24 protein-coding genes are annotated in these 25,978 nt (G+C 60.7%); 8 read left to right on the top strand and 16 right to left on the bottom strand.

Annotation, left to right across the window (positions count from 1 at the left end; translation table 11 throughout):
- Positions 1-77: 77 nt before the first annotated feature.
- The 7 genes from KVG91_RS14335 to KVG91_RS14305 form a co-directional block, all read right to left on the bottom strand.
- A complete protein-coding gene (locus KVG91_RS14335; protein WP_169379021.1) occupies positions 78-3,134 on the bottom strand; it encodes an efflux RND transporter permease subunit in 3,057 nt (1,018 codons plus the stop codon).
- A complete protein-coding gene (locus tag KVG91_RS14330) occupies positions 3,131-4,201 on the bottom strand; it encodes an efflux RND transporter periplasmic adaptor subunit (RefSeq protein ID WP_169379022.1) in 1,071 nt (356 codons plus the stop codon). The genes KVG91_RS14335 and KVG91_RS14330 overlap by 4 nt, the downstream gene beginning before the upstream one ends.
- The gene (locus tag KVG91_RS14325) at positions 4,198-5,280 is read right to left on the bottom strand and encodes an efflux RND transporter periplasmic adaptor subunit (RefSeq protein ID WP_169379023.1); all 1,083 of its coding nucleotides are present in this window, start codon (positions 5,278-5,280) and stop codon (positions 4,198-4,200) included. Before KVG91_RS14325 ends, KVG91_RS14330 begins: the two co-directional genes overlap by 4 nt.
- A gap of 350 nt (positions 5,281-5,630) precedes the next feature.
- Entirely contained in the window at positions 5,631-6,413 is a 783-nt protein-coding gene (locus KVG91_RS14320; RefSeq protein ID WP_169379024.1) for a MetQ/NlpA family ABC transporter substrate-binding protein, read from the bottom strand.
- A 113-nt stretch (positions 6,414-6,526) separates the two neighbouring features.
- On the bottom strand, positions 6,527-7,447 hold the full coding sequence (locus tag KVG91_RS14315; protein ID WP_169379025.1) for a sigma 54-interacting transcriptional regulator: 921 nt from the start codon (positions 7,445-7,447) through the stop codon (positions 6,527-6,529).
- Positions 7,448-7,495: 48 nt separating this feature from the next.
- Positions 7,496-8,077, bottom strand: a complete 582-nt coding sequence (locus tag KVG91_RS14310; protein WP_169379026.1) for an alpha/beta hydrolase — start codon at positions 8,075-8,077, stop codon at positions 7,496-7,498.
- Positions 8,078-8,307: 230 nt separating this feature from the next.
- On the bottom strand, positions 8,308-8,982 hold the full coding sequence (locus KVG91_RS14305; RefSeq protein ID WP_169379027.1) for a hypothetical protein: 675 nt from the start codon (positions 8,980-8,982) through the stop codon (positions 8,308-8,310).
- Positions 8,983-9,305: 323 nt separating this feature from the next.
- Here KVG91_RS14305 and KVG91_RS14300 point away from each other — a divergent pair, with 323 nt between their 5' ends.
- Both KVG91_RS14300 and KVG91_RS14295 read left to right on the top strand, forming a co-directional pair.
- Positions 9,306-10,505: a CynX/NimT family MFS transporter gene (locus KVG91_RS14300; RefSeq protein ID WP_169379028.1), complete on the top strand. Its 1,200-nt coding sequence runs from the start codon at positions 9,306-9,308 to the stop codon at positions 10,503-10,505.
- 465 nt (positions 10,506-10,970) lie between these two features.
- Entirely contained in the window at positions 10,971-11,492 is a 522-nt protein-coding gene (locus tag KVG91_RS14295) for an HIT family protein (RefSeq protein ID WP_169379046.1), read from the top strand.
- Here KVG91_RS14295 and KVG91_RS14290 read toward each other — a convergent pair.
- Positions 11,489-12,562: a fatty acid desaturase gene (locus KVG91_RS14290; protein ID WP_169379029.1), complete on the bottom strand. Its 1,074-nt coding sequence runs from the start codon at positions 12,560-12,562 to the stop codon at positions 11,489-11,491. The two genes, KVG91_RS14295 and KVG91_RS14290, sit on opposite strands and share 4 nt — an antisense overlap.
- 101 nt (positions 12,563-12,663) lie before the next feature.
- Here KVG91_RS14290 and KVG91_RS14285 point away from each other — a divergent pair, with 101 nt between their 5' ends.
- Positions 12,664-13,668 carry an AraC family transcriptional regulator gene (locus tag KVG91_RS14285; protein ID WP_169379030.1) on the top strand — a complete coding sequence of 335 codons (1,005 nt, stop codon included), beginning with the start codon at positions 12,664-12,666 and terminating at the stop codon, positions 13,666-13,668.
- 128 nt (positions 13,669-13,796) lie between these two features.
- On the opposite strand, the gene KVG91_RS14280 is transcribed toward KVG91_RS14285, so the two are convergent.
- A complete protein-coding gene (locus KVG91_RS14280) occupies positions 13,797-14,162 on the bottom strand; it encodes a response regulator (RefSeq protein ID WP_169379031.1) in 366 nt (121 codons plus the stop codon).
- Between the two features lie 99 nt (positions 14,163-14,261).
- Between KVG91_RS14280 and KVG91_RS14275 the strand changes: the two genes are divergently transcribed.
- Positions 14,262-14,735, top strand: coding sequence for a GlcG/HbpS family heme-binding protein (locus KVG91_RS14275; RefSeq protein ID WP_169379032.1), 474 nt, complete (start codon positions 14,262-14,264; stop codon positions 14,733-14,735).
- 10 nt (positions 14,736-14,745) lie between these two features.
- Positions 14,746-15,156 carry a hydroxyisourate hydrolase gene (gene uraH / locus KVG91_RS14270; RefSeq protein WP_169379033.1) on the top strand — a complete coding sequence of 137 codons (411 nt, stop codon included), beginning with the start codon at positions 14,746-14,748 and terminating at the stop codon, positions 15,154-15,156.
- A 1-nt stretch (position 15,157) separates the two neighbouring features.
- Here uraH and KVG91_RS14265 read toward each other — a convergent pair whose 3' ends face one another.
- A complete protein-coding gene (locus KVG91_RS14265; RefSeq protein WP_169379034.1) occupies positions 15,158-15,844 on the bottom strand; it encodes a Crp/Fnr family transcriptional regulator in 687 nt (228 codons plus the stop codon).
- Between the two features lie 83 nt (positions 15,845-15,927).
- Here KVG91_RS14265 and KVG91_RS14260 point away from each other — a divergent pair, with 83 nt between their 5' ends.
- Positions 15,928-16,458 carry an Mpo1 family 2-hydroxy fatty acid dioxygenase gene (locus KVG91_RS14260; RefSeq protein WP_169379035.1) on the top strand — a complete coding sequence of 177 codons (531 nt, stop codon included), beginning with the start codon at positions 15,928-15,930 and terminating at the stop codon, positions 16,456-16,458.
- A 133-nt stretch (positions 16,459-16,591) separates the two neighbouring features.
- Here KVG91_RS14260 and KVG91_RS14255 read toward each other — a convergent pair whose 3' ends face one another.
- From KVG91_RS14255 to dibA, 6 genes are all read right to left on the bottom strand, one after another.
- A complete protein-coding gene (locus KVG91_RS14255; RefSeq protein WP_076951536.1) occupies positions 16,592-17,572 on the bottom strand; it encodes a sulfate/molybdate ABC transporter ATP-binding protein in 981 nt (326 codons plus the stop codon).
- Between the two features lie 3 nt (positions 17,573-17,575).
- Positions 17,576-18,448: a sulfate ABC transporter permease subunit CysW gene (cysW, locus tag KVG91_RS14250; RefSeq protein ID WP_169379036.1), complete on the bottom strand. Its 873-nt coding sequence runs from the start codon at positions 18,446-18,448 to the stop codon at positions 17,576-17,578.
- A 13-nt stretch (positions 18,449-18,461) separates the two neighbouring features.
- Positions 18,462-19,280 carry a sulfate ABC transporter permease subunit CysT gene (cysT, locus tag KVG91_RS14245; RefSeq protein WP_169379037.1) on the bottom strand — a complete coding sequence of 273 codons (819 nt, stop codon included), beginning with the start codon at positions 19,278-19,280 and terminating at the stop codon, positions 18,462-18,464.
- A 173-nt stretch (positions 19,281-19,453) separates the two neighbouring features.
- A complete protein-coding gene (locus KVG91_RS14240) occupies positions 19,454-20,464 on the bottom strand; it encodes a sulfate ABC transporter substrate-binding protein (protein ID WP_169379038.1) in 1,011 nt (336 codons plus the stop codon).
- Between the two features lie 160 nt (positions 20,465-20,624).
- On the bottom strand, positions 20,625-20,807 hold the full coding sequence (gene oscA, locus KVG91_RS14235; RefSeq protein ID WP_010565387.1) for a sulfur starvation response protein OscA: 183 nt from the start codon (positions 20,805-20,807) through the stop codon (positions 20,625-20,627).
- Between the two features lie 460 nt (positions 20,808-21,267).
- Positions 21,268-23,181: a phosphodiesterase DibA gene (gene dibA, locus KVG91_RS14230; protein ID WP_169376129.1), complete on the bottom strand. Its 1,914-nt coding sequence runs from the start codon at positions 23,179-23,181 to the stop codon at positions 21,268-21,270.
- A gap of 165 nt (positions 23,182-23,346) precedes the next feature.
- On the opposite strand from dibA, the gene desA reads away from it, so the two are divergent.
- Positions 23,347-24,531 (top strand): delta-9 fatty acid desaturase DesA, encoded by a 1,185-nt coding sequence (desA, locus tag KVG91_RS14225; RefSeq protein WP_169376128.1) that lies wholly within the window; start codon positions 23,347-23,349, stop codon positions 24,529-24,531.
- Between the two features lie 188 nt (positions 24,532-24,719).
- A complete protein-coding gene (locus KVG91_RS14220; RefSeq protein ID WP_169376127.1) occupies positions 24,720-25,721 on the top strand; it encodes a sensor domain-containing diguanylate cyclase in 1,002 nt (333 codons plus the stop codon).
- Positions 25,722-25,978 lie beyond the last annotated feature (257 nt).

Raw genomic sequence — 25,978 nt, 5'->3', positions numbered from 1 at the left:
AGCCTGCTCCCACCTGGAATGCATTCCTCTGTGGGAGCCGGGCTTACCCGCGATAGTGCGTCACAAGCACGGCTGGCTTATGAGGCCTGTTCTTTTTTCGGCTCGCGTATCTTGTACCAGGCCACATACAGCGCCGGCAAAAACAGCAGCGTCAGCAAGGTGGCGATGATGATCCCGCCGATCATCGCGTACGCCATCGGCCCCCAGAACACTTCCCGCGCAATCGGGATCATGCCCAGGCTCGCCGCCGCCGCCGTCAACAGGATCGGCCGGCGCCGATGCTCGGTGGCCTCCACCACCGCATCCCACGGCGTATAGCCGGCCAGCTCGTATTCATGAATCTGCGTTACCAGGATTACCGAGTTGCGGATGATGATGCCAATCAGCGCCAGGATCCCGAGGATCGCCACAAAGCCCATGGGCGTGCCCGTGGGAATCAGCGCCAGCACCACGCCGATCAGGCCCAGCGGCGCGACGCTCGCGACCAGGAACATCTTCTGCACGCTGTGCAGCTGAATCATCAGGAAGGTCGCCATCAGAAACAGCATCAACGGCACCACGCTGGCAATTGGGCCCTGGGCCTTGCCGCTTTCTTCCACGGTGCCGCCGGTGGCGACCTTGTAGCCCACCGGCAAGCCGGCGCTGAATTTATCGATCTCAGGCTTGAGTTGCTTGACCAAGTCCGTCGGCTGCATCTCATCGCGCACCGCCGCCTTGATGGTGATGGTCGGCTTGCGGTCACGGCGCCATACCAGCGGCTGTTCCAGCTCGTAACGCACGGTGGCAAAGGCCAGCAGCGGAATCGAGGTGCCGTTGGGCGTGACGATCTGCAGGTTCTGCAAGGTTTCCGGCGTGCCGCGTTCGGCGTCTTCGGCACGGCCGACCACGTTGATCAGGTAGATATCATCGTTCACCTGGGTCACCGAGGCGCCGCTGACCACGCTATTGAGCAACTGCGCCACGTCTTCCGACGACAGCCCCAGTTGCCGCGCCTTGTCCTGGGCGATGTCGATGCGCAGCACTTTGCCCGGCTCGTTCCAGTCGTAGATGATCTCGCCCAGGTGAGTATTCTTATCCAGCAGGGTCGCCAGTTCGATGGCGTGTTTGCGCACCTGATCGGTGTCTTTGCCCGACACGCGATACTGAATCGGCCTGCCCACTGGCGGGCCCATCTCCAGCGGCTGCACGAAGCTGCCGATGCCGACGAAGTCATCGCGCAAGCGCTTTTGCAGGCGTGTGATCAACTCGCCGCGCTCTTCCAGACCTTTGCTCACAATTACCAACTGTGCGTAATAAGGGTTTTCCAGCTGCTGGTCGAGAGGCAGGTAGAAACGGATCGCGCCCTGGCCGATATAGGTGCTCCAGCGCGCAATGTCCGGGTCGTCCTTGATGATCGCTTCCAGGCGGTCGACGGCCTTGCGCGTCTCGTTGATCGAGGCGTTTTGCGGCAGGTTCAGGTCGACCAGGATTTCCGGGCGATCCGACGACGGGAAGAACTGGTTCTGCACAAACTGCATGGAGAACACCGAGGCGACGAACAGCGCCACGGTGATGCCGATTGCCCACCAACGGTTGCGCATGGCCCAGAGCATGCCGCCGTTGAACGCGCGGCCGATCCGCCCTGGCTCGGCATTGTGGGGTTTCACCTTGGCGCTGAGGATATGCACGCCGATCACCGGGGCAAACAGCACCGCCACTACCCACGACACCAGCATCGCCACGGCAATCACCGCAAACAGCGTGAAGGTGTACTCGCCCGCCGAACTGGCGTTGAGGCCTATCGGCACGAAACCTGCGACCGTCACCAACGTACCGGTAAGCATTGGGAATGCCGTCGAGGTGTAAGCGTAGGTCGCCGCCTGCTCCTTGGTTTCGCCTTTTTCCAGGCGCGTGATCATCATCTCGACGGTGATCATCGCGTCGTCCACCAGCAGGCCGAGGGCGATAATCAACGCGCCCAAAGAGACGCGCTGCATGGTGATGCCGCTGTATTCCATGAACACGAACACCAGCGCCAGCACCAGCGGAATCGAGCACGCCACCACCAGCCCCGCGCGCATGCCGAGGCTGATAAAGCTCACCACCAGCACGATGATGACCGCTTCGAACAGCGCGCTGGTAAAGCCGCCGACGGCCTCTTCCACCACTTCCGCCTGGTCGGAAACCTTGTGCACGCCGACGCCCACGGGCAGGTCGGCGGTCAGCTCGTCCATGCGTCCGTGCAGCGCCTTGCCGAACGACTGGATATTGCCGCCCTTCTGCATGGCGATGGCCAGGCCGATCGCCGGTTTGCCGTTGAAACGAAACATCGGCCGCGCCGGGTCGACGTAGCCGCGGGTGATTTCAGCGATGTCCGCCAAGCGATAAAAACGGTCGTTGAGCCGCAGGTTGACGTTAGCCAGGTCCTTTTCCGAGGCGAACTGCCCGGAGGTACGCACCGAAATCCGCTCCGGCCCGGCCTCAATCACCCCGGCCGGGGTCACCGCGTTCTGCGATTGCAGGCTTTGCACCACCTGGCGCTGGTCAACCCCCAGCGCCGCCAGTTTGCGCGTGGAGAAATTCAGGTAAATCACTTCGTCCTGCTGGCCGATCATCTCGACCTTGCCCAACCCCGGCACCGAACGGATCTCGGCGCGCACCTGCTCCACGTAGTCGCGTAACTGGCGCATCGACAGGCCGTCGCCGGTAAACGCATACACCGAGCCGAACACATCACCGAACTCATCGTTGAACGAAGGGCCCTGCAACCCCTGGGGGAAGCTGCCGCGGATATCGTCGATCTTCTTGCGCACCTGGTACCAGATCTCCGGGATGGCCTTGGCGCTGGTGGTGTCCTTGAGGAACACGAACACCGTGGACTCGCCCGGCCGGGTGTAGCTTTTCACGTAGTCGAGGGAGTCGAGTTCTTCGAGTTTTTTCTCGATGCGGTCGGTGACCTGCTTGAGGGTCTCTTCCTGGGTCGCACCCGGCCAGCGGGTCTGGATCACCATGGTCTTGATGGTGAACGAAGGGTCTTCCTCGCGCCCCAGGTTCATGTAGGAAAATACGCCCATCAACAGCGCGACGAACATCAGGTACCAGACGAAGGACTGATGCTTGAGGGCCCAGTCGGATAAGTTGAAGCTGCCTTTCATCGCGGGCTGTCCTCGTCGATTTTGACTTTTTGCCCTGGCTTCAGGCTGTTCACGCCGGCGGTGACGATGCGCTCGCCGGGCTTGACGCCGCCGTTGATCAGGGCGCTGTCGGCGTCACGGCTGAGCACGGTGATATCGCGCGGTTGCACGGTCTGGTTCTGGGTATCGAGCAGCCAGATGCGGGTCTTGCCGTCGACTTCCTGCAAGGCGCTCAGGGGCAGTTCGATGCGTGGCGCGATGGCCGTGCTCAAGGTCACGCTGATCGCCGTGCCGAGGCGCAATGCCGGCGGTGTTTCGGTCAGGCTCAGGCGTGCGCGCCGGGTGCGCGTGGCGCTTTGCGCCTGGGGTTCGATCTCGCGCACGATGGCGGTGGTCCGCACGCTCGGATCGAGTTGTGCGGCGACCAGAAACACCCCATCCGGCGGCAGGCGCTCGGCCAGGCCGGCGGGCAGGTCGATCACGGCTTCCTTGATGTCCGGGCGCGCCAGGGTCACCACTTGCTGGCCGGCAGTGACTACCTGGCCGGCCTCGGCGTTCCAGGCGGTGACGATGCCTGCGTGGTCGGTGCGCAGTTCGGCGTAGTTGAGCTGGTCTTTGGCCTGGTTGACCGAGGCCTTGGCCTGGTCGAGGGTCGCCTGGGTGGTTTTCAGGTCGGTCTGGGCCACGTCCAATTGAGCCTGGGCGCCGACGCCACGGTTGAACAGCTCCTGCTGGCGACGCGCATTGGCCTGTGCGTTGATGAACTGTGCCTGCACCCGCGCGAGGTCGCCCTGGGCCGCGCGCAGTTGGTTCTGCTGGTCGGTGGGGTCAAGGACGGCGAGCAAGGCGCCTTTCTCGACTTCGGCGCCTACGTCCACCGCGCGGCGAGCGATACGGCCAGGCACGCGAAAGCCCAGGTTGCTTTCATAGCGCGCCTGGATAGTACCGGCGAAACGACCGAGGCTTTGCTGGTCTTCAGCCTTCACTTCCATGGACAGCACCGGGCGCACGGGCTCGGGTGGCGGCTCTTGCTTGGAACAGGCGACCAGCAACAGGCTGGCGCCGAGCAGCAGCATCAGGTGCTTCATGGCTGGGCTCCTGGCTGGGCGATCTCGACAGTCATGCCGGGGTGCAGCAATTGCCCGCCGGCCACCACGACTTTTTCGCCGCCTTTGAGGCCGTCGCTAATGATGACTTTGCCGGTGAGGTAACGCGCCACGGTGACTTTATGCAGCTGCGCGTTGCCGTCGCCGTCGACCAGCCATACCGCGGGCTCGCTGAGTTCTTTGGTCAACGCAGCCCACGGCAGTTCGATACTGGCCTTGGCCGGGCCATTGGCGGTGGCGCTCACCACCGAGCCCAGTTCCATGCCCTTGGGCAGCGCCTGCAGGGCGATTTTCACCTGCACGGTGCCGGTATTGGCGGCCACGGCGGGGGTGACTTCACGGACCTTGCCCACGGCCTTGATGCTCGGGTTTTCCAACAAACTGACGGTGATTGGCGCGTCCGGCGGCGGCTCCACCAGCAGCGACTCATACACATTGAACACGGCATCGCGCTCGCCATCGCGGGCCAGGCTGAAGATCGGCACCGTGGCCTGCACCACCTGGCCGACCTCGGCCTGACGCGCGGTAATCACGCCAGGCGCATCGGCGACCAGCGCGGTATAGCCCAGTTGTTCACGGGCATTGGCCAGTTGGGCCTGGGCCGCCGCCAGGGCGCTCTGGCTGCTGCGCAGCGCGGCCTGGGCGGAATCGTATTCGCTGCGGCTGGTGTAGCCCTTGGGCAAGAGTTTTTCCTGGCGAACGAAGGCGGCGGCGGTCTGTTTGACCCGTGCCTGCTCGGCCACGACCTGGGCCTGGGCGGAGTCGACGTTGGTCTGCAGATCCTTAGGATCGAGCTTGGCCAGGACTTGCCTGGCGCTCACGCGATCGCCGACATCCACCATGCGCTGGATGATCTTGCCGCCGACACGAAAGGACAGGTCCGTCTGCACCCGCGCCTGGATATCGCCCGTGAGGGTCACCGCCGCCGCGAAGTCCGCCGGCTGCACGGTCTGTACAAACACCCGTGAATGCGCCTTGGGTTCAGCCTTTTCCTCGCCACAGCCGCTCAGCAGCGTCAGTAGGCCAAGACCAAAAATACAGGTGGAAATACGACCGCCCATGCAGGCTCCTTTTGCGTGATGCCGACTTGCCAGTGTGCATGCGACTGTGAGCTTAGTTCAGGGTTCCTTATCTGCATGGATGAGTGGGCAGGCGGCGCCTGTGATGGCCTCTTCGCGAGCAAGCCCGCTCCCACATTCGCCCGCATTCCAAAGGTGGAACTCGGTCGAATGTGGGAGCTGGCTTGCCTGCGATAGCGGTGGATCAGCCAGAACGTTGTTAGCTGGCAGACCGCTATCGCAGGCAAGCCAGCTCCCACAGTGTTGGCCGTGTTCCAGATTGCAGGCATAAAAAAACGCCGACGCTGTAGTAGCCGTCGGCGTTTAAACCTTGAAGGGGGTTTTGGCTTACATCAGAACGCCGGCAACACCGCGCCGTTGTACTTCTTCTCGATGAAGGCTTTGACTTCCGGGCTGGTCAGGGCCTTGGCCAACTTCTGGATCGCATCGCTGTCCTTGTTGTCCGGGCGTGCGACCAGGAAGTTCACGTACGGCGACTTGGCGTCTTCGATGATCAGCGCGTCCTTGGCCGGGTTGAGGCCGGCTTCCAACGCATAGTTTGTATTGATCATGTCCAGATCAACCTGGTCGAGCACGCGTGGCAGCAGGGCGGATTCCAGCTCTTTGAATTTCAGGTTTTTCGGGTTGCTGGCGATGTCTTTCGGCGTAGACAGGGCATTGGTCGGGTCTTTCAGGGTGATCACACCGGCTTTCTGCAGCAGCAACAGGGCACGGCCGCTGTTGGAGCCTTCGTTCGGGATGGCAACGGTGGCGCCGTCCTTGAGTTCGGAAATATGCTTGATCTTTTTCGAGTAGCCACCGAACGGCTCGACGTGCACGCCGATCACGGTGACCAGGTTGGTGCCCTTGCCCTTGTTGAAGTTTTCCAGGTACGGCAGGGTCTGGAAGTAGTTGGCGTCCAGGCGTTTCTCAGCGACTTGCACGTTCGGCTGTACGTAGTCGGTGAAGACTTTGATCTGCAAGTCCACGCCTTCTTTGGCCAGGGTCGGCTTGATCAGCTCAAGGATCTCGGCATGCGGCACCGGGGTGGCGGCCACCACCAGTTTTTCATTGGCCTGGGCGAAGCCAGCTGTCAGGGCAGCCGCCAGTGCGGTAAACAACAGAACCTTTTTCATGCAATGTCCTTCTAACGACCGTTTTCTTTGTGAGGTGCCAGCGAAGTGCTATCGCGGCGTAGAACGGACAATACCTAGATTTTTTATTCCCGAACAATATCTTTTATTCACTTTCATATTCCATTTTGCTCATGCAGGAATTTTCTTAACCTTTCCTGCTCGGCAGGACTGGCGCTCGCGAAAATCCGCCGCACCTGTTCCATCGGCGAACCGGCGACGGGCAGGTTCAGATGCTCGGGCAAAATCTCATCGCCGCTGCTCACCAGCAATGCAAAGTGAATGACGTTTTCCAGCTCGCGGGTATTGCCGGGCCAGCTGTGGTGTTCCAACACGCGCTGGGCGGCATCGCTGATCAACGGTACCGGAAGGTCCAGGCGCTGGCTGTAAATGCCAAGAAAGTACTCGGCCAGAGACAGGATATCGCCGACCCGCTCGCGCAGCGCGGGCAGGTCCAATTGGCCTTCGCTCAAGTAATGAAACAGGCGCTGATGAAATTTGCCCGCCGCCACCGCCTGCGCCAAGTCGATGCTGGTGGCCGCCACCAGGCGCACGTCCACGGGGCTTGGCTGTTGGGCGCCAACGCGGGTGACCTCGTGATTCTCCAGGGCCGCAAGCAATTTGACCTGGATCGGCAGCGGCAAGTCGCCGATTTCATCCAGGTATAACGTGCCGCCATTGGCTGAACCGAACCAGCCGGCTCGGCTGCTCGCCGCGCCGCTATGGCTACCGGCGGCATAACCGAACAATTCCGCATCGGCGTAAGTGGGGCTGATCGCGCCGCAGTTGACCGAGACAAACAACCCAGCGCGGTCGCTGCCACGGTGAATATGCCGCGCCAGCAACTCCTTGCCGCTGCCCGTCTCGCCGCGAATCAACACGGGCAAGGCGCGCGGCGCGAGGCTTTCCAGTTCTTCGCGCAGTTGCCGTGAACGCGGATCAACAAACACCAACGCCTTGGCGCGGATACTGAGCGGGCTTTTTTCGGCATCGGGGAAGGTCAGCAAAGGCTGGCCGTAGGTTTCATGCAGGTTCATGGCAGACTCCCGCCCCCGTTCCACTCAGGGACAGGGCGTTGAAAAATGTTACGCGGTGCGCCGGGCGTGATGCTCAAGGCGGCTTTGCAGGCGATACAGGTAGGCGAAACCCTGCTCCCAACGCTGGTGGCCGGACTTCACATTGATATGGCCGGCACCGGACAAAATACCGGCCTCGGCGCCCCAGTTACGGGCCAGCTCCACCGCCCTATGGGCGCTGATGGCACTGTCGTTGTCGGAACTGACCACTTGGCTGGGAAACGGCAACAGGTCGGTGGGAATAGGTGCGAAGTTTCGCAACGCCGGTGCACACGCGGGGCGTTCGACGTCGGCCGGGGCCACCAGCAACGCACCGCGCACCTGCCGCAGAGACTGCACCGGGGCGGTGGCCGCCCAATGCGCCACCGTGATGCAGCCCAGGCTATGGGCAATCAGGATCACCGGCGTGCTGTCGGCCGCGATGGCCTCGGCAAGCGCGGCGACCCAGTCTTCGCGACGCGGCGTAACCCAGTCGGCCTGCTCCACGCGGGCGCTGTTGGGCAGGCTGTGCTGCCAATGGCTTTGCCAATGATCTTCGGGCGATCCTTGCCAGCCCGGCACGATCAGGTAACGAATCGACTCGCTGTGCATGGGTGTGCCCTCCTGCAGCGTTTAGCGTTGCTGGACAGTATAGGGACGAGAGATATGTTCGGTAAGGAATAAGAAGCTATTTGTTAATAACCAAAAAATTCCGTATTTCTGCTGAAAATCGCTGACGCACAGCGAACGTAAAAATAGGTAAGGAGGGTCAATGAACCCTCCTTTTTTTGCTCCTGAATTAACACGACGCGCGCTACATAACAGAACGACTAATTCATGCCTCAAGGTTGCGTGAGTATATAAGGCCCCTCCACCGCGCCCCCATCACCGTCAAGCGAGAGGCTAAGACTCTTGCAGCTCCAGTCCACGGGTAGACCGGACCAATGACTTTTGCCATCACGATAGTTATACACAGTGAATGAAATATAGTCGCGACTAATCGGCCCCTGTATTTGGTAAGTTACACCCGCCTCTTGTAAGGTGCCGACATTTGAAGGCCCCTGTACAGGTGCAGTTCCTGTTCCTTGCTGTGGTTGAACGACCGCACCTACTGTCAATGTTACTGGCAATCCTCGTACGATCCCGCTGTAAGCACCTTTGACTTCACCAGTAATAGGATTTCCCAACGAATCGAGGCTGTCTGCCATCTTCTGAAAGCTGACGTTCCTCATAATGCCCTTGTCCAGCAACGTCCCTTGGACGTTACTGAAATCAGAAGAAAACGTTAAGTCACCCATTACGACTTCGCCACCTGCTATCCCGTACGTAGGGTTGGCCGGTACAGTTCCCGTAAATTTAAAGCTAACGCCATTGAGGCTGCCGTTGGTAAAGTTAAAAGCTTGTGCGGCGCCATCACCGTTTCTCATAAAATTTCCTGAACAGGATTGGCCAGAACTTTGGCTAATAGTTAAGGTATCAAACCCAGAGCTTCGATAGTAACCAATAGGCGACGACATTTTATAACTCCATTCAAGTTATTAAAAAATTCGCAGCTCATGCTACGAACGCCACCCAACCTTAACCCTGGAAATAAAGCAACGGTACTGTCATAAGTAACAGGTGAACTTAACCATTCGAAATAAAACAGCTTCTCTATAGTAAAAATCTCACGCTTTTTTCTGAAAAAAGGCTGCAGTTTTTGATGCTTTTCAGGCATAAAAATAATCAGCAAATGCATCGCTCAGGCTGGGCTGCTTGCGGGCATGGTTAGATTTAATTTCAAAATACCTGTGGTGCTCCCATACTCACCCCCTTCATTTAGCCACTGGAAATCCGCTGCATGCCGCTTAACCCTTCATCCATCGGCAAATTTGTAGGCTGGGCCCTGCTGGTGGTGCTCGGCCTGAACCTGAGGCCGATCCTCAGCTCGATCAGCCCATTGCTCGGCGAGATTCGCCAGGCCACCGGCCTGAGTTTCCAGAGCAGCGCCCTGCTTACCAGCCTGCCGGTGGTGTGCATGGGCCTGGTGGCGCTGGTGGGTGTGCGCGTTGAAGCAAAGCTGGGTGAGCGACGCGGCATCGCCTTGGGCCTGATGATGATTCTGCTGGCGTGCCTGGCCCGTTGGTTGATGGGCCAGGGCTCGGCGCTGCTGGTCACGGCCTTGCTCGGCGGTGCCGGCGTGGCGCTGATCCAGGCGTTGGTGCCGGCGATGATCAAGCGCGAGTTTCATTACCGCGTGCCGGTGGCGATGGGGGTGTACTCCGCGTCGTTGATGGCCGGCGGCGGGTTGGCGGCATTGCTCAGCCCGGTGGTGGCCAGCCATTTCCAGCACTGGCAGGCCGGGCTCGGCGTGTGGTTGTTGCCAGCGCTGGCGGCGTTGCTGTTGTGGGCCTGGTTGCCGCTGGGCGCTGCGAAAAACCCACAAGTAGCCCCGGCATTCCAGGGCCTGCGCAATCGTCGCGCCTGGCTGCTGGCGCTGTATTTCGGCTTGGTGAACTGCGGTTACATGAGCCTGGTGGCGTGGCTGCCCGCCTACTATCAGCAACTGGGCTGGGACGTATTGCCCAGCGGAACACTGCTGGCCTTCATGACGATCTTCCAGGTGATCGCGGCGCTATTGATGCCGGTGCTGGCGCAACGCGGGGTCGACCGTCGACCCCTGCTGTGGGTCAGCCTGCTGGCCCAGACCTTTGGCTACCTCGGCCTGTTGATTGCACCGTTGCAGTTTCCCCATGTGTGGGTGGCGCTGTGCGGTTTCGGCCTGGGGGCGTGTTTCGCCCTCAGCCTGTTGCTGACCCTGGACCATCACCGCGACCCGCGACAAGCCGGTCAACTGGCGGCGTTCGTACAGGGCGTGGGCTTTTTGATCAACGCGGTTTCGCCTTGGCTGACCGGCTGGCTGCGCGAAGTCACCGGCAGCTTTGTCAGCGCCTGGGCCGTGCTCACGGTAACGGTCGTGGCGATGCTGCTGGTGACGCGGGTGTTCAGCCCGGCCACCTACCGCAGCGGGCTGGAAGTCGCAGCGCCCGGTCACGCCTAAGGTACGCGGGGAGTCCAGCAGGCTTTTGGCGAATATCGCGGTTTAAACAAACAATCAGATTTTAAAATCTTACGCTGATTAAAAAACCCACTACTAGACATTCCACATCGACCAAGAAATTTAACGAAGATATAATAAATCCTTAATTATATTTTCATCTCGCTCAAGTTCACCGACAATCAAATAAATGACCGCTTCGACAATATAAACATCCAAACAGTGGCACTAGAGCTAAGCTATGACGCCATTATTGAACTCGCAAACTCCACTACCTTTTCTGCAATTGCAATTGCCGCAGACAACCCTCCTACCTTAGTATCAAAAGCCGGTGAGCTGGCCTGTGCGACGGGAATTCCGTGTCGTAAGCGGAGGTTATCTACACAGCCATTGCATCGCCAACTTCTTTTCAGAAAAAGACAAGATACTCCCCCAATATTTTGACCAGAATGAGGCAGGTGTTTGATGATGGACTGTATTTTTTGCAGCATTGCCCGCGGTACCGCCCCCTCTCATCTTTTGTGGGAGGACCAGTCCCACATGGCCTTTCTCTCCATATTCCCCAACACCCCAGGCTTCAGTGTCGTCATCCCTAAAATCCATCACGGCAGCTATGCGTTTGCCCAGTCGAATACAGTGCTTTGCGACCTAGTGGTCGCGGCCAAAAAGACTGCGCTGCTTCTGGACAACGCGCTCACAGGTGTTGCCAGAACGGGCATGATTCTGGAGGGCTATGGCGTGGATCATCTGCACGCCAAGTTGTTCCCGATGCATGGGACAGGGGAGGACAGCACTTTCAAAAAAATCAGCTCAACATTGGACAAATATTTTGAGCATTACGAAGGCTATCTTTCTTCCCATGACGCGGCCAGGGCAGACGATAGAGCGCTGGCTGAATTGGCGGCTCATATCAGATCTTTCGCCAGGCAACCAACCTCCACATTTGATCTCCATACCCACGTACGAAGCGCCCTCCTTCGCCTCGACTAAGCCTTGGCGGTACGCGGTTCGTGAGCGCGCATCGGTTCACGCCGCACAAACCGATTGGCCCTGGCAAAGGTGCCGATATCATTGAAACGCACGCCCATCTCGGCCATGACGTTGTGCGCCACCTTGGCGGTCATCTGACGGATATAGAAAGGCTCCTTCACCACAAAATGGTGGATGCCATGGGTGCTGCCGAAATTGAAGCAGAACGCTTGCAGCGGCCACATCCACCAGGGGTTCAGCACTTGAGTCTGCTGGATCACATTGCCCGGTTCCACATCGCCGTAGTAGTGCATGTTGGAGCTGACGAAGTGCAGGCAAAACGTGCGCAGCACGTTGGGGCCGATGATCACCACGGCGGCGATGTCGATCACCTGCATCATCTGCAAAGTGCCCGCTGACCATTCGATAGGCGCGCCCAGCAGGCTGGCGATGCCGTTGGCGGCGTGAAAGCCGAGGAACACATACCACGCGCCCCAATGCAGCAGCGCCAGCGGTGCGTAGACCAGCAACACACGCTTGAGGATGCTGAACCTGTGCCGCCAGGTCTTGGCGCGCAACAGGCGAATCAGGGCCGACATCATGTTATCGCCCACCATCAGCAACCGTGGGATGCCCCAGGGCTCGCCGTTGGTGATCGCGCGTTCCTCCATATCGGCCTCGGTGCCGGAGACCTTGTGATGGTTGAGGTGCAGGTGCCGACGAATCCACGGGTTGATCGTGCTCGGCCGCGCCAGCCACACCAGGCCCATCATCAGGTTGTGCACCAGGCGCTGCTTGCGAAAATACATGCTGTGGATCAAGTCGTGTTCCAGCTCATGGGTCAGTGAGGCGAAGAACGCATTGAGCAGCAGGCACGCCCACCAAGCCATATGGCCCGTGACGTAGAGCGCCGCCGAACCGAGCATGCCCACCAGCGCAAACGCCAGGATCCCTGCTCCCAGCGCATCCTGATGCAGCAGCCAGGGATGTTGCCGGCGCAGTCGCACGCCCTCGGCCAGCACCACTTCACGGATATGCGCCGCGCGCTGTTGTGCATTCATCCGCTGGGGACTTGCAGAAGTACCGTCCATGCTTCCATCCTCTGGTCTGTTGATGCTCACATCCTGCCCCAAGCGATCAGGCAGGATGCTAGCCCCGCACGCCAACCTGTTGACCGCAAGCGCCAATCGCCATGACCGAACCCACCTCCCTCGCCAGCTGGACCCGCGCCCTGCGCAAGCAGCTTGACGCCCTGGGCCTCGACAGTGCCGCGCTGTGCGTGCAGGCCGGGCTCGACCCGCAGCGCATGGACGACCCCAACGCGCGTTATCCGCTGTCGGCCACCACGCGCCTGTGGGCATTGGCGGTGCAGGCCAGCGGCGACCCGGCCATCGGCTTGCGGGTGTCGCGGTTTGTCAGCCCCACCACGTTTCATGCGTTGGGGTATGCCTTGGTCGCCAGTGGCAGCTTGCGCGAAGTGTTCGAACGTATCGTGCGTTATCACCAGGTGGTCAGCGATGCCCTGGCCCTGGAGCTGAGCCTTGAAGGTGAGCGTTACCGCTTTCGCCTGTTGCAGCCGCCGGGCAGCCCGGCACCGGCATTTGAAGCCATCGATGCGTTCGCGGCGATTTATGTGCGCACCTGCCGCAACCGACTGGGGCGCGACTACGCGCCGCTGGCGGTGTACCTGCGACGGCCGCAGCCGGCCGATCCCCAGCCGTGGCACAGGGTGTTTCGCGCACCGGTATTCTTCGGCGCCGAAGAGGACCGATTGGAGTTCGCCGCCCAGGATTTCGACAGCCACCTGGACGATGCCAACCCCGAACTGGCCGAGCACAACGAAACGGTGCTCAAGCGCACCCTCGCCCAGCTGCAACCGCTGACCTGGGAGCGCAAGGTGCGCGCGGCCATCGAGGCGCAACTGCCGGAGGGTGAGCCAGGCGCCGAGCGCATCGCCCAGGCCTTGCACCTGAGCCTGCGCAGCTTGCAGCGGCATCTCGCTGATGAAGGGTGCCGGTTTGATGCGTTGCTCAATGAATGCCGGGAGAACCTGGCGTTGCTGCATTTGCGCGATCCGCAGTGCTCATTGGCCGAGGTCAGTCATCTATTGGGGTTTGCCGACACCAGCAGCTTCAACCGGGCGTTCAAGCGTTGGACGGGGATGACGCCGGGGCAGTTCAGGGATGGGTTGCGGTAGACAGGTTTGTAGTGCCTGTGAGGGCCTCATCGCGGGCAAGCCCGGCTCCCACAGGGGAACGCATTTCGAAATGTGGGAGCTGGCTTGCCTGCGACGCCGCCGGCCCAGGCACTGCCTATTCGGACCAATCAACGCCCGCGATCACGGCGTAGTAATTTCTTCACCCGCGCCACCAACGCCTTGGCCTCAAACGGCTTGAGCAAGTAATCATCCTCATGCAACTCCAGCCCGCGCAGGCGATCCTCAATCCCATCCGGCGTGGTCAGGAACAGCACCGGCGTCTGGCCCTTCTGCCGAATCGCCTGCTGCAGCTTCCAGGCATTGAGCCCCGGCAACATCACGTCCAGGATCACCAAGTCGTATTCGGTGCTTTCCACAAAGCGCTGGGCGGCCATGCCGTTGGCCGCGACCTCCACGGCAAAGCCCGCCTCGCTCAGGCCCTGAGCCATGCGTTGCGCCAGTTGCGGCTGGTCTTCCACTAACAACACCTGCATGCCTACCTCTTGGGTTCATTACAAACCTGTCATCAAATTGTTCGGCTTTTGACCCTGTCCGCTGGCTAAGGTGGCGGCCTGCTTTCTGGAGCCGTTCCCATGTACCGCACTGCCTTGTTCTTGAGTATCGCCATCAGCGCCAGCGCCGTGGCAGCACCCTCATTGCCGCGTCACGCCGACCTCGATCTGGCCACCGCCCGCCAACTGGCGGACGCCAGTCTGGCGCACTGCACAGCGGCAATCACCGTACTGGATCGTGGCGCCAACCTGTTGCTCAGCCTGCGGGCCGACGGCGTTGGCCCGCACAACAGCATCGCCAGCCAGCGCAAGGCGTATACCGCGCTGTCGTCGAAAACTCCGACCCGGCTGTTTGCCGAGCGTGCGCGCAACAACCCCGAGGCCGCCAACCTTAACAGCTTGCCCGAGTTGCTGTTGCTCGGCGGCGGCGTGCCGCTGTTTGCCGGCACCGAATTGGTGGGCGCGCTGGGCATCGCCGGGGCCGGTGGCGCCGAGCAGGACGAAGCGTGCGCGGTCAACGCGGCCAATCAACTTGGCTTGAATATCACCCCTTGAGGAAACATCCATGAAAACCTTGAACATGACCCTTGCCGCCCTCAGCCTGAGCGGCCTGAGCAGCTTGGCGCTGGCGGACGGCAACCCGCTGAGCGTGCATGTGCTGAACCTGGAAAACGGCCTGCCGTCTGCCGGTGTCAGCGTCACCCTGGAGCAGCACGTAGGCGATCACTGGCAGTCGCTGTCCAACGGCGTCACCAACCAGCAAGGACGCATCGCCGAACTCTTCCCGGCCAACCAGGCCATGCAACCCGGCGAGTATCGCGTGGTATTCAAGACCGGCGATTACTACAAAAAAGCCAATCGCGAGACGTTCTTCCCCGAAGTGCCGGTGATCTTCCAGGTCAAGCAGGCCGACCAGCATTACCACATTCCGCTGCTGCTCAGCCCTTATGGCTTTTCCACCTATCGCGGCTCGTAGTTCACAGGCCTGCGGCCTGCCGCAGGCCCTTTAAATCCAGCACCTCAATCGCAGCGTAACTCAGGCCGATGATGCCCTGTTGCTCCAGCGCCTTGAGCAGACTGTTGGTGGTCTGGCGCGACAGGCCCAGCATTGCAGCCAGGTCTTCCTGGGGCAGTTGCAGCGTGCGGCGCGCCGGGTCTATTTCGCCGTAGCCTTCGGCGATCATCAGCAGCCGATGGGCCAGGCGCGCCGACGCGGGCATCAGGCTCATCTGCTCGATGTTGATCAACGACAGGCGCAATTTGTGGCTCATCAACAGGGCCACGTCGCGCCAATACAGCGGCTGCTTGGCGAGGATGTCGAGCATCGACGCCTGCGGTACCTGCAACAATGTGCACGGCCCCGTGGCCAGGGCGTCGTGGGTGCGCGGCAGGTTATCAAACAGGCAGATCTCGCCGAACCAGTAAGGCGTTTCCACCAGGCTCAAGACCGCCTCCTTACCCTGGGCATTCACCGCGCTGATCCGCACTGCGCCTTCCAGTACCGCATACAGCCCACAAGGCGGATCGCCGCGCTTGAACAGCGACTGCCCCGCCGTCAGCGAGCGCAACCGCGCAGCCGCCAGCAGGCTACGCTGTAGATCGACAGGCAGATGGCTGAACCAGTGCCCGCTGGCCAGGCGGGCGTGCCATTTCTCTGCATCCATGAGAACTCCAAAGATTGTCGCCCAGCCGACAGTTCGCCAAGGGCTGACAGGGCATGATCAAACATCCTACAGGAGGAATAACAATGAAAAGCCTCGTCGACCACCTCAGTCAATACGCCGCCTACCACCGCGACCCGCGCAATATCGCCAGCCACTTTATCGGCATTCCGCTGATCGTGGTCGCGGTCGCCGTGCTGCTGTCGCGCCCCGAATGGGCGGTGGGTGGCCTGTGGATTTCACCGGCCGTGATTGTCGCGCTGTTGTCGGCGTGGTTTTACCTGCGCCTGGAGCTGGCGCTAGGCGTGCTGATGACGCTGTTGATGGGGTTGTCGGTATGGGCCGGGCATGTGCTCGCGGCGCAGAGCACGCTGGTGTGGCTGGGTAGTGGCGTCGGGATGTTTGTGGTGGGCTGGGTGATTCAGTTTGTGGGGCATTACTACGAAGGCAAGAAGCCGGCGTTTGTCGATGATGTGTCGGGGCTGATCGTGGGGCCGTTGTTTGTGGTGGCGGAGTTGGCGTTTTTGCTGGGGTTGCGGCAGGGGCTCAAGCAGCAGATCGAGCAGCGCTCCGGGCCGGTCACGGTGCGTAGCAAAAACGCCACGGTTAGGGGCTAACAAAGATCCAATGTGGGAGCCGGGCTTGCCCGCGATAGCCTCACCTCGGTGTATCAGGGGTACCGAGGTGATGCCATCGCAGGCAAGCCAGCTCCCACACAAGTCCGCTCCCACATTAGGTGTTGCAGTGTGATTAGGCTTTTTGCCAGACCTTGGGCTTGAAGAACAGCGTCTCGCCACGGGCCAGGCCGGTCAGGCTGTCGTGGTCCTTCACCACTTCAGCTTCGATCAGCTCGGGCTGGCCTTCGACCTTCAGTGTCACCCGCGTGGTTGCGCCCAATGGGCGAATATCGCGTACTTCAGCGGCATGGTGATCCTCCAGTTCATGCCGCGACAGCGACACTTCATGCGGGCGAAACAGCAGGTGTTTGTCTTCACCCAAATGCAGACGGTTGGAGTCGCCCAGGAAGTGGTAGACGAAATCGCTGGCCGGGTTTTCGTAGACTTCGCCCGGTGAGCCGATCTGCTCGATCACGCCCTTGTTCATCACCACGATGCGGTCGGCGACCTCCATGGCCTCTTCCTGGTCGTGGGTCACGAATACCGAGGTCAGGTTGATGTCTTCGTGCAGGCGCGCCAGCCAGCGGCGCAGCTCTTTACGCACCTTGGCATCGAGGGCACCGAACGGCTCGTCCAGCAGCAGCACTTTGGGCTCTACCGCCAGGGCGCGGGCCAGGGCGATACGCTGGCGCTGACCACCGGAGAGTTGTTCCGGGTAGCGGTCCGACAGCCAATCCAACTGCACCATATTCAGCAGCTCATGCACCTTGACCGCGATCTGGCTTTCGCTCGGGCGCTGGTTTTTAGGCTTCATGCGCAGGCCGAACGCCACGTTGTCGAACACGCTCATGTGGCGGAACAACGCATAGTGCTGGAACACAAACCCGACGTTGCGATCACGTACATCATGGCCGGAGACGTCTTCGCCGTGGAACACGATGCTGCCGTCATCCGGGGTTTCGAGACCTGCGATGATGCGCAGCAAGGTGGTCTTGCCGCAGCCGGACGGGCCCAGCAACGCCACCAGCTCGCCACTCTGGATGTCCAGATTGATGCTGTTCAGGGCCTTGAAGGCGTTGAAGTTCTTGCTGACATTACGGACTTCGATCGACATGACTTATTCCTCACCGGCGCTGTTGCGCAGGCGGTTGATACGGTTCTCGCTCCACTGCTTGAGCAGCAGGATGAAGAGCGCCAGGATCAGCAACAGGCTGGCCACCGCAAACGCGGCAACGTGGTTGTATTCGTTGTAGAGAATCTCGACATGCAACGGCAGGGTGTTGGTGACGCCGCGAATGTGGCCGGACACCACCGACACCGCGCCGAACTCACCCATGGCCCGCGCGGTACACAGCACCACGCCGTAGATCAGGCCCCACTTGATATTCGGCACGGTGACATGCCAGAACATCTGCCAGCCATTGGCGCCCAGCAGGCGCGCGGCCTCTTCTTCCTGCGTGCCCTGCTCCTGCATCAGCGGGATCAGTTCACGGGCCACGAACGGCACCGTCACGAAGATGGTCGCCAGCACGATACCGGGCAAGGCGAACACGATCTGGATGTCGTGGTCCTGCAACCACGGGCCGAAGAAGCCCTGGGCGCCGAACATCAGCACATAGACCAGGCCGGCGATCACCGGCGACACCGAGAACGGCAGGTCGATCAGCGTCACCAGGATGCTTTTGCCACGGAACGAGTACTTGCTCACGCACCAGGCCGCGCTGACGCCGAACACCACGTTGAGCGGCACCGAAATCGCCACGGCGATCACCGTGAGCTTCAGCGCCGACAACGCGTCGGGTTCAAGGATCGCGGTAAAGAACGCGCCGAGGCCGTTTTTCAGGCCTTGGGTCACCACGATCAGCAGCGGCAACAGCAGAAACAGGACGAACACCAGCCAGCCAAGGCCGATCAGGATACGTCGCGACACAGCGCTGCCACGGCGGGCGGCGTTGGCCGAGGACGCGGCGGAAATAGACGATTGGGACATGTTCCGCGCCTCCTTATGGACGTTCGATGCGCCGCTGCAGCAAATTGATCAGCAGCAGCAAAACAAAGGAAACCACCAGCATCAGCACGCCGATGGACGTGGCGCCGCGATAGTCGTATTGGTCGAGCTTGACCATGATCAGCAGCGGCAGGATCTCGGTTTTCATCGGCATGTTGCCGGCGATAAAAATCACCGAACCGTACTCACCCACACCACGGGCAAACGCCAGGGCGAAACCGGTCAACCAGGCCGGCAGCAACGCCGGCACAAGAATGTGGCGGAACACCTGCAATGGCTTGGCGCCCAGGCAGGCGGCGGCTTCTTCAACTTCCCGGGGGATGTCGGCCAGCACCGGCTGCACCGTGCGCACCACGAACGGCAACGTGACAAAGGTCAACGCCAGGGTGATACCCAAGGGGGTGTAGGCGATCTTGAAGCCCAGGTCGGCGGCGAACTGGCCGACAAAGCCGTTCGGCGCGTACAAGGCGGTCAGCGCGATACCCGCCACGGCGGTGGGCAGGGCGAACGGCAGGTCGATCATCGCGTCGATGATCTTGCGGCCGGGGAAGGTGTAGCGCACCAGCACCCAGGCCAGCAGCGTGCCGATCACGCCGTTGATCAGCGCGGCGTACAACGCGGTGCTGAAGCTCAGCTTCAATGCCGCCAGCACACGCGGTGCGGAAATAATGGCCCAGAACTGATCCCAGGTGAGTTGGGCGGCGTGCACAAACATCGCCGCCAGCGGGATGAGTACGATCAGGCTGAGGTACACGACGGTGTAGCCCAGCGTCAGCCCGAAGCCGGGTATGACGGGGGAGGTACGACGCGACATAAGAGTCCTTGGTTAAAAGGTAAACACCACTGCACGTTTCTGTGGACACTGGCTTGTGTGGGAGCCGGGCTTGCCCGCGATGCAGGCACCTCGGTGTATCAGCCACACCTCGGTGATGCCATCGCAGGCAAGCCAGCTCCCACAGAAAAGCGGATCCCTACAGATACTTTGGCTTACTGCGCCGTGTAGATCTGGTCGAACACGCCACCGTCGTTAAAGAATTTCGGTTGGGCAGTTTTCCAGCCGCCGAAGTCTTTGTCGATAGTCACCAGGTCCAGTTTCGGGAACTGCTGGGCGTATTTGGCGGCGACTTTCTCATCGCGTGGGCGGTAGAAGTTTTTCGCCGCAATTTCCTGGCCGGCCGGGCTGTACAGGTGCTTGAGGTATTCGGTGGCGATTTCGGTGTTGCCCTTTTTCTCGGCGTTCTTGTCGACCACGGCCACTGGCGGCTCCGCGAGGATCGACAGCGAAGGCACGACGATATCGAACTTATCGGCGCCGCCGTCTTCTTTCAGGGCCAGGAAGGCTTCGTTTTCCCAGGCCAGCAACACGTCGCCCTGGCCGTTGTTGACGAAGGTGATGGTTGAACCGCGGGCGCCGGTGTCCAGCACCGGCACGTGCTTGAACAGCTCCTTGACGTATTCCTGGGCCTTGGCTTCGCTGCCACCGGCTTTCAGGCCGTAGGCCCAGGCGGCGAGGAAGTTCCAGCGCGCGCCACCGGAGGTTTTCGGGTTCGGCGTGATCACCGACACGTCTTGCTTGATCAGGTCGCCCCAATCCTTGATGCCTTTGGGGTTGCCCTTGCGCACCAGGAACACGATGGTCGAGGTGTACGGGGTGCTGGCGTTTGGCAGGCGGGTCTGCCAATTTTCCGGGAGCGTCTTGCCCAGCTTGGCAATTTCGTCGATGTCACCGGCCAGGGCCAAGGTGACCACATCGGCGCGCAGGCCATCGATCACCGCACGGCCCTGCTTGCCCGAACCACCGTGGGATTGCTGGATCTTGACGGTGTCGCCGGGGTGGGACTGTTTCCAGAACGTGGTGAACTCAGCGTTGTAGTCCTGGTACAGCTCACGGGTAGGGTCATACGAGACGTTGAGCAACTCGTAGTCCTTGGCAACCGCGGAACCTGCAAACACGGCGCTGGCCAGGGCGGCCAGGGCGTAACGGCGAATCGACGACATAGAAGCTCCTGAAATTCTGGGGTGTTGGCCGCCCTTGTAGGAGCGAGCTTGCTCGCGAAAAACCTGAGGCCGACGCGAGTTACCTGATAGCGCTGCGTCATCGTTAAAGATTTTCGCGAGCAAGCTCGCTCCTACAGGGGCTTATTCTTATAGTTGTTGCTTAGGCGGGCTTGTTACCCGGGTTCTGCAGACGGAATTTTTCTTTGCGTTCAATCTGTACGACTTGTGCGTTGTGCACCGTGATTTCCACCGCGCCAAACCGCAGATCGCGCAGCGCGCTCTGGATCTCGCGCAGAATGGCTGCTTCGTCCTGGCCGTCAACGCTACGTAGAGATGCGCTCATGGTCTCGCTCCTGAAATGAAGATGCCTGCACAGTGGTGGCACTGCTTGCGGCGTGAGGGCGATAGTAGATAAGCGCGGATATTCTTAAAAATACTATTTAAGAATGTTTATATAACCAAAAATAATTTTCTGTTGGGGCGCGGGGTTAGGTGCAGGTTTTGGAGCCGAGTACTGAGTGAGCTTGATGCAAATCCAACTGTGGGAGCTGGCTTGCCCGCGATAGCGGTGTGTCAGTCACCGAATGCAGCAACCGTCTACACATCTTTGTAGTAAGCGGGCTTGTCCCGCGCTGGGCTGCGAAGCAGCCCCAAACCAGGCGACCGGATTCTACCTGAAGCTCGGCGATGCCTTTATTGGGGCGGCTTCGCCACCCAGCGCGGGACAAGCCCGCTCACTACAGATGCTCACATGCCCCAGAAAAGTTGTGTCGAGACCTATGCCTATCGCAGGTTGAGGCATTTCAAATCCGGATGGTTGGCGCCTTCATCCAATCCATCTCCTCTGCGGGCACCGGCCGCCCATACCAATAGCCCTGGCCCATATCGCACTGCTGGTCGAGCAGAAACCGCGCCTGCTCCACCTGCTCGATCCCCTCGGCATGTACCTGCATGCCCATGCTTTTCGCCAGGGCGATCACCACGCGCACGATCGCTGCGTCATCGTCGTCCCACGGCAGCCCGGCGACAAAACCCTGGTCGATCTTGAGTTTCTGTACCGGCAGGCGCTTGAGGCGCAGCAATGAGGAATAGCCGGTGCCGAAGTCGTCGATGGCCAGGCGCAGGCCCAGTTCGCGCAGGCGGTGCATTTGCTCCAGCGCGACCTCCGGGTCTTGCATCACGGCGCTTTCAGTGACCTCCAGTTCCAGAAACGCCGGGTCCAGGCCGGTTTCATGCAGCACTTGGGCGACCTGCGCATACAGCTCGCGCCGCGCAAACAGGCGGCTGGACACGTTGACGGCGATGAACCTCAAGGGCGCACCCTGGGACAACCACTGGCACATCTGCCGGCAGGCCTGGTTCATGACCCAGGCATCGATCTCGGCGATCAACCCGGTGCGCTCGGCAATGGGGATGAACTCCACCGGGGGCACCAGGCCTCGCTCCGGGTGCTGCCAGCGCACCAACGCCTCGGCGCCGATCAAGCGGCCGCCGTGCAGTTCATGCACCGGTTGGTAATAGACACAGAGCTCCTGCCGCTCAAGGGCGCGGCGCAATTCGCTGGCGATTTCCACACGGTTCTGCGCGTGAGCGGTGAGTTCTTCGGTGTACAACGCATAGCCTTCGCGGCCGGCGCTCTTGGCCTTGAACAGCGCGGAGTCGGCATTGCGCAGCAGTTGTTCGGCGCTCAGGGCGTCGTTGGGGAAGAGGCTGATACCGATACTGGCACTGATAAACAGCTGGTGGCCGTCAAAAATGAACGGCTGTTTCATCGTCTCCAGCAGGCGTTGCGCCAGCCCGCCAGCCTGGGCCACCTGTGGACAACTCTCCGCCAGCACCGCGAACTCATCACCGCCCAGGCGCGCCAGGGTCACACCCGGGCCGAGCAACGCCGTGAGCCGTTCACCCACCCGTTTGAGCAACTGGTCACCGACGTTGTGGCCAAGGCTGTCGTTGATGATCTTGAAGTGGTCCAGGTCCAGCAACAGCAGGGCGCAACCGCGCTTGTGCAGTTGCGCCGAGGCCAGCGCCTGCTCGGCGCGGTCGGTGAACAGCAGGCGGTTGGGCAGGCCGGTCAGCGGGTCGTGGTGCGCAAGGTGGGCCAGTTCGTGCTCGGAGTCCTTGATGGCGCTGATGTCGGAAAACACCGCGACGTAATGCGAGACGCGGCCTTGGTCATCAAAAATTCCCCGGATGGTTTGCCACTGTGGATAAATCTCCCCGCTTTTGCGTCGGTTCCAGATTTCGCCGCTCCATTCGCCGGTGCGCGCCAGACTCTGGAACATTTCCTGGTAAAAATTCGACGAATGGCGCCCGGACTTGAACAGGCTCGGCTGCTGGCCCATGACGTCTTCGCGCTGGTAACCGGTGATCGCCATGAACGCCCGATTAACGTGGACAATCAGGCCTCGCGCGTCGGTCACCAGCACGCCTTCACGGGTGCAATCGAACACTGCAGCGGCCTGGCGCAGGCGCTCGCGGTTTTCCTTCAGGGGTTGCAGCAATTGGCTGGCCCGGGCAAATCGGGCGCACAGCAAGGAAATCGCCACGGCACTGAGGGCCACCCACACATAGTCGCGCACCTGCAGCCAATCATTCAGCTCACTCGGGTTATCGAGAAACTCGATCAATAACCGGGGCGTCAGGCTTATCCACAGCACGGAAACCAGCAGGTAAACCAGCCCCGCACGCAGGGCTCCTCGGTATGAAAACAGCATATGGTCAGTAATCCTTACCAGAAAACAGAATCGCCCTACAAAGGCTGCGGATTATAGAATAAGAAACATCCAGTCACTTCTATCTGAAAGGTCGGCTGGTTTTCTCTGTAGGCTTAGTGATAATGCGTGAGCTGTTCTTTTCTTTATCTGAGGGCCATACAGCCTATGTGGTACAACGGTTTTCTTGACCTGTCAGCCTGGCAACTGGTGGCGGTCACTCTGTTGATGACCCACGTGACCATCATTGCGGTCACGGTTTATCTGCATCGTTATTCAGCCCATCGCTCCCTGGAGCTCAATGCCGGCCTGAAACACTTCTTCCGCTTCTGGCTGTGGTTGACCACGGCGCAGAACACCCGCGAGTGGACCGCCATCCACCGCAAGCACCACGCCAAGTGCGAAACCGTCAATGACCCGCACAGCCCGGTCATCAAAGGCCTGTCCACCGTGCTGCGCAAAGGCGCCGAGCTGTACCGCACCGAGGCCGAAAACCCCGAGACCCTGCGCATCTACGGCAAGAACTGCCCGGACGACTGGCTCGAGCGCAAGCTCTACACCCCCTATCCGCTGCTGGGCGTGGCGATCATGGGCGTGATCGACCTGCTGTTGTTCGGCACCATCGGCATCACGATCTGGGCGATCCAGATGATGTGGATTCCGTTCTGGGCCGCCGGTGTGATCAATGGCCTGGGCCATGCCGTGGGCTATCGCAACTTCGAATGCCGTGACGCGGCGACCAACCTGGTGCCGTGGGGCATTATCGTGGGTGGCGAAGAGCTGCATAACAACCATCACACCTACCCCAACTCCGCCAAGCTGTCGGTGAAGAAGTGGGAGTTCGACCTGGGCTGGGCATGGATCAAGGTATTCAGCTTCCTGCGCCTGGCCAAGGTGCAACGCGTCGCACCCATCGCCCACCGCGTGGAAGGCAAGGGCCACCTGGACATGGACACCGCGATGGCGATCCTCAACAACCGCTTCCAGATCATGGCCCAGTACCGCAAGCTGGTCATCGGCCCGTTGGTCAAGCAGGAGCTGGAAAAGGTCGATCACTCGGTGCGCCACCAGTTCCACCGCGCCAAGCGCCTGCTGTCGCGGGAAACCAGCTTGCTGGACGACCGCCATCACCTGCGCATCCAGAGCATGCTCGAACACAGCCAGGCCCTGAAGGTGATCTACGAAAAGCGCCTGGCGCTGCAGCAGATCTGGCTGAAGACCAGTTCAAATGGCCACGATATGCTCGCAGCCATCAAAGAATGGGTGCATGAAGCCGAGGCCAGCGGCATCCAGTCCCTGCGGGATTTTGCCCATCAATTGAAGACCTATTCGCTGCGTCCTGTGGCCGTTTGACCGCCCGGTGGGAGGGCTTTCCCTCCCACCCACCAGCTTTCTGACGTCATTTCTCGGTCACCGGCAATCGATCCTATTGACGGAACTTCACTGCAATTCGCCTCTCTCAATGAACACTTCGCCATCATGGTGGCCCCTTGTTGTGACCGCTGCTCCACCTTGCGGCGCGCCCAGAGAGAGTTGTGCCGATGGTTCACGAAAAGCCCTATTTGCCTGATTCACCCGTCGCTGAACAGCCGCGTCCGGCTGCGGCTTCAACCCTGCTGGCGCTGGTGCATGCACAGGGTGAGGTCGAGCGCTTGAGTGAACGCGAACAGTTGCTGAGTTCGCTGCTGGTCAGCGTGAATGCGGTGCTGTGGGCCATCGACTGGGAGACCCGCCGCGTGCTCTATGTGAGCCCCGCGTATGAGCGGATATTCGGACGCTCCGCTGGGCTGCTGCTTGCCGACTATCGCGAATGGCGCAACAGCATCCACCCCGAAGACCTCGATTACGCCGAACACAGCCTGGCCCGCGTGCTGGAAAAGGGCACCGTGGAAGACCGCGAGTACCGCATCATCACCGCTGACGGGCAGATCCGCTGGCTGAGCGACAAGTGTTACATCAACCAGCAGGCCGAGCCCGGCGAACCGCTGGTGGTGGTGGGCATGGCCGAAGACATCACCGAAAAGAAACAAATGGAGCTGGAACTGCACCGTCTGGCCACCACCGACGTGCTGACCCAGACCAGCAACCGCCGGCACTTCTTCGAATGTGCCAACCAGGCCTTCGACAGCGCCTGCGCCCAAGGCGCACCGCTGGCCTTCCTGCTGCTGGACATCGATGACTTCAAGGACGTCAACGACACCTACGGCCACCTCGAAGGCGACCAGGTATTGCGGCGTATCGCCGAGAGCGGTCGCAGCGTGTTGCGCCGTGGCGACCTGTTTGGACGCATCGGCGGCGAAGAGTTTGCAGCCGTGCTACCCGGTTGCACACCGGAAATGGCCGTACAGGTCGCCGAGCGGCTGGGCAAGGAGATCCAGGCGCTGAGCTTCAGTTATGCGGGCCAGGCGTTCAGCGTGACCATCAGCCAGGGCCTTGCCAGCCTCACCGAACAAGACTCGACGCTGGACAGCCTGTTCGCCCGCGCCGACGCCGCCATGTACGAGGCCAAGCGCCTGGGCAAGAACCGCGTGGTGGCGGGCTGAGATCGAACACTTTCAGTGGCTACACCAGAGATCCAATGTGGGAGCGGGCTTGCTCGCGAAGGCGGAGTGTCAGTCACAGATGTTTTAACTGACCCACCGCTTTCGCGAGCAAGCCCGCTCCCACATTTAGATCTCTGTCGCCCTCCAGGCCTTGCGCTTCTTACCACCGGCGCAAAAAAACCCGCCGAACAGACTGTGTGAAAACACGCTGAAGGCGGCCTAAGCAAACGCCCCGACTTGTTCGGGGCGTTTGCTTT

The sequence above is a fragment of the Pseudomonas azadiae genome, assembly GCF_019145355.1.
In the GTDB taxonomy this organism is placed as follows: domain Bacteria; phylum Pseudomonadota; class Gammaproteobacteria; order Pseudomonadales; family Pseudomonadaceae; genus Aquipseudomonas; species Aquipseudomonas azadiae.
The sequence above is the reverse complement of the archived record's forward strand: the minus strand, read 5'-3'. Positions and strand labels throughout refer to the sequence as shown.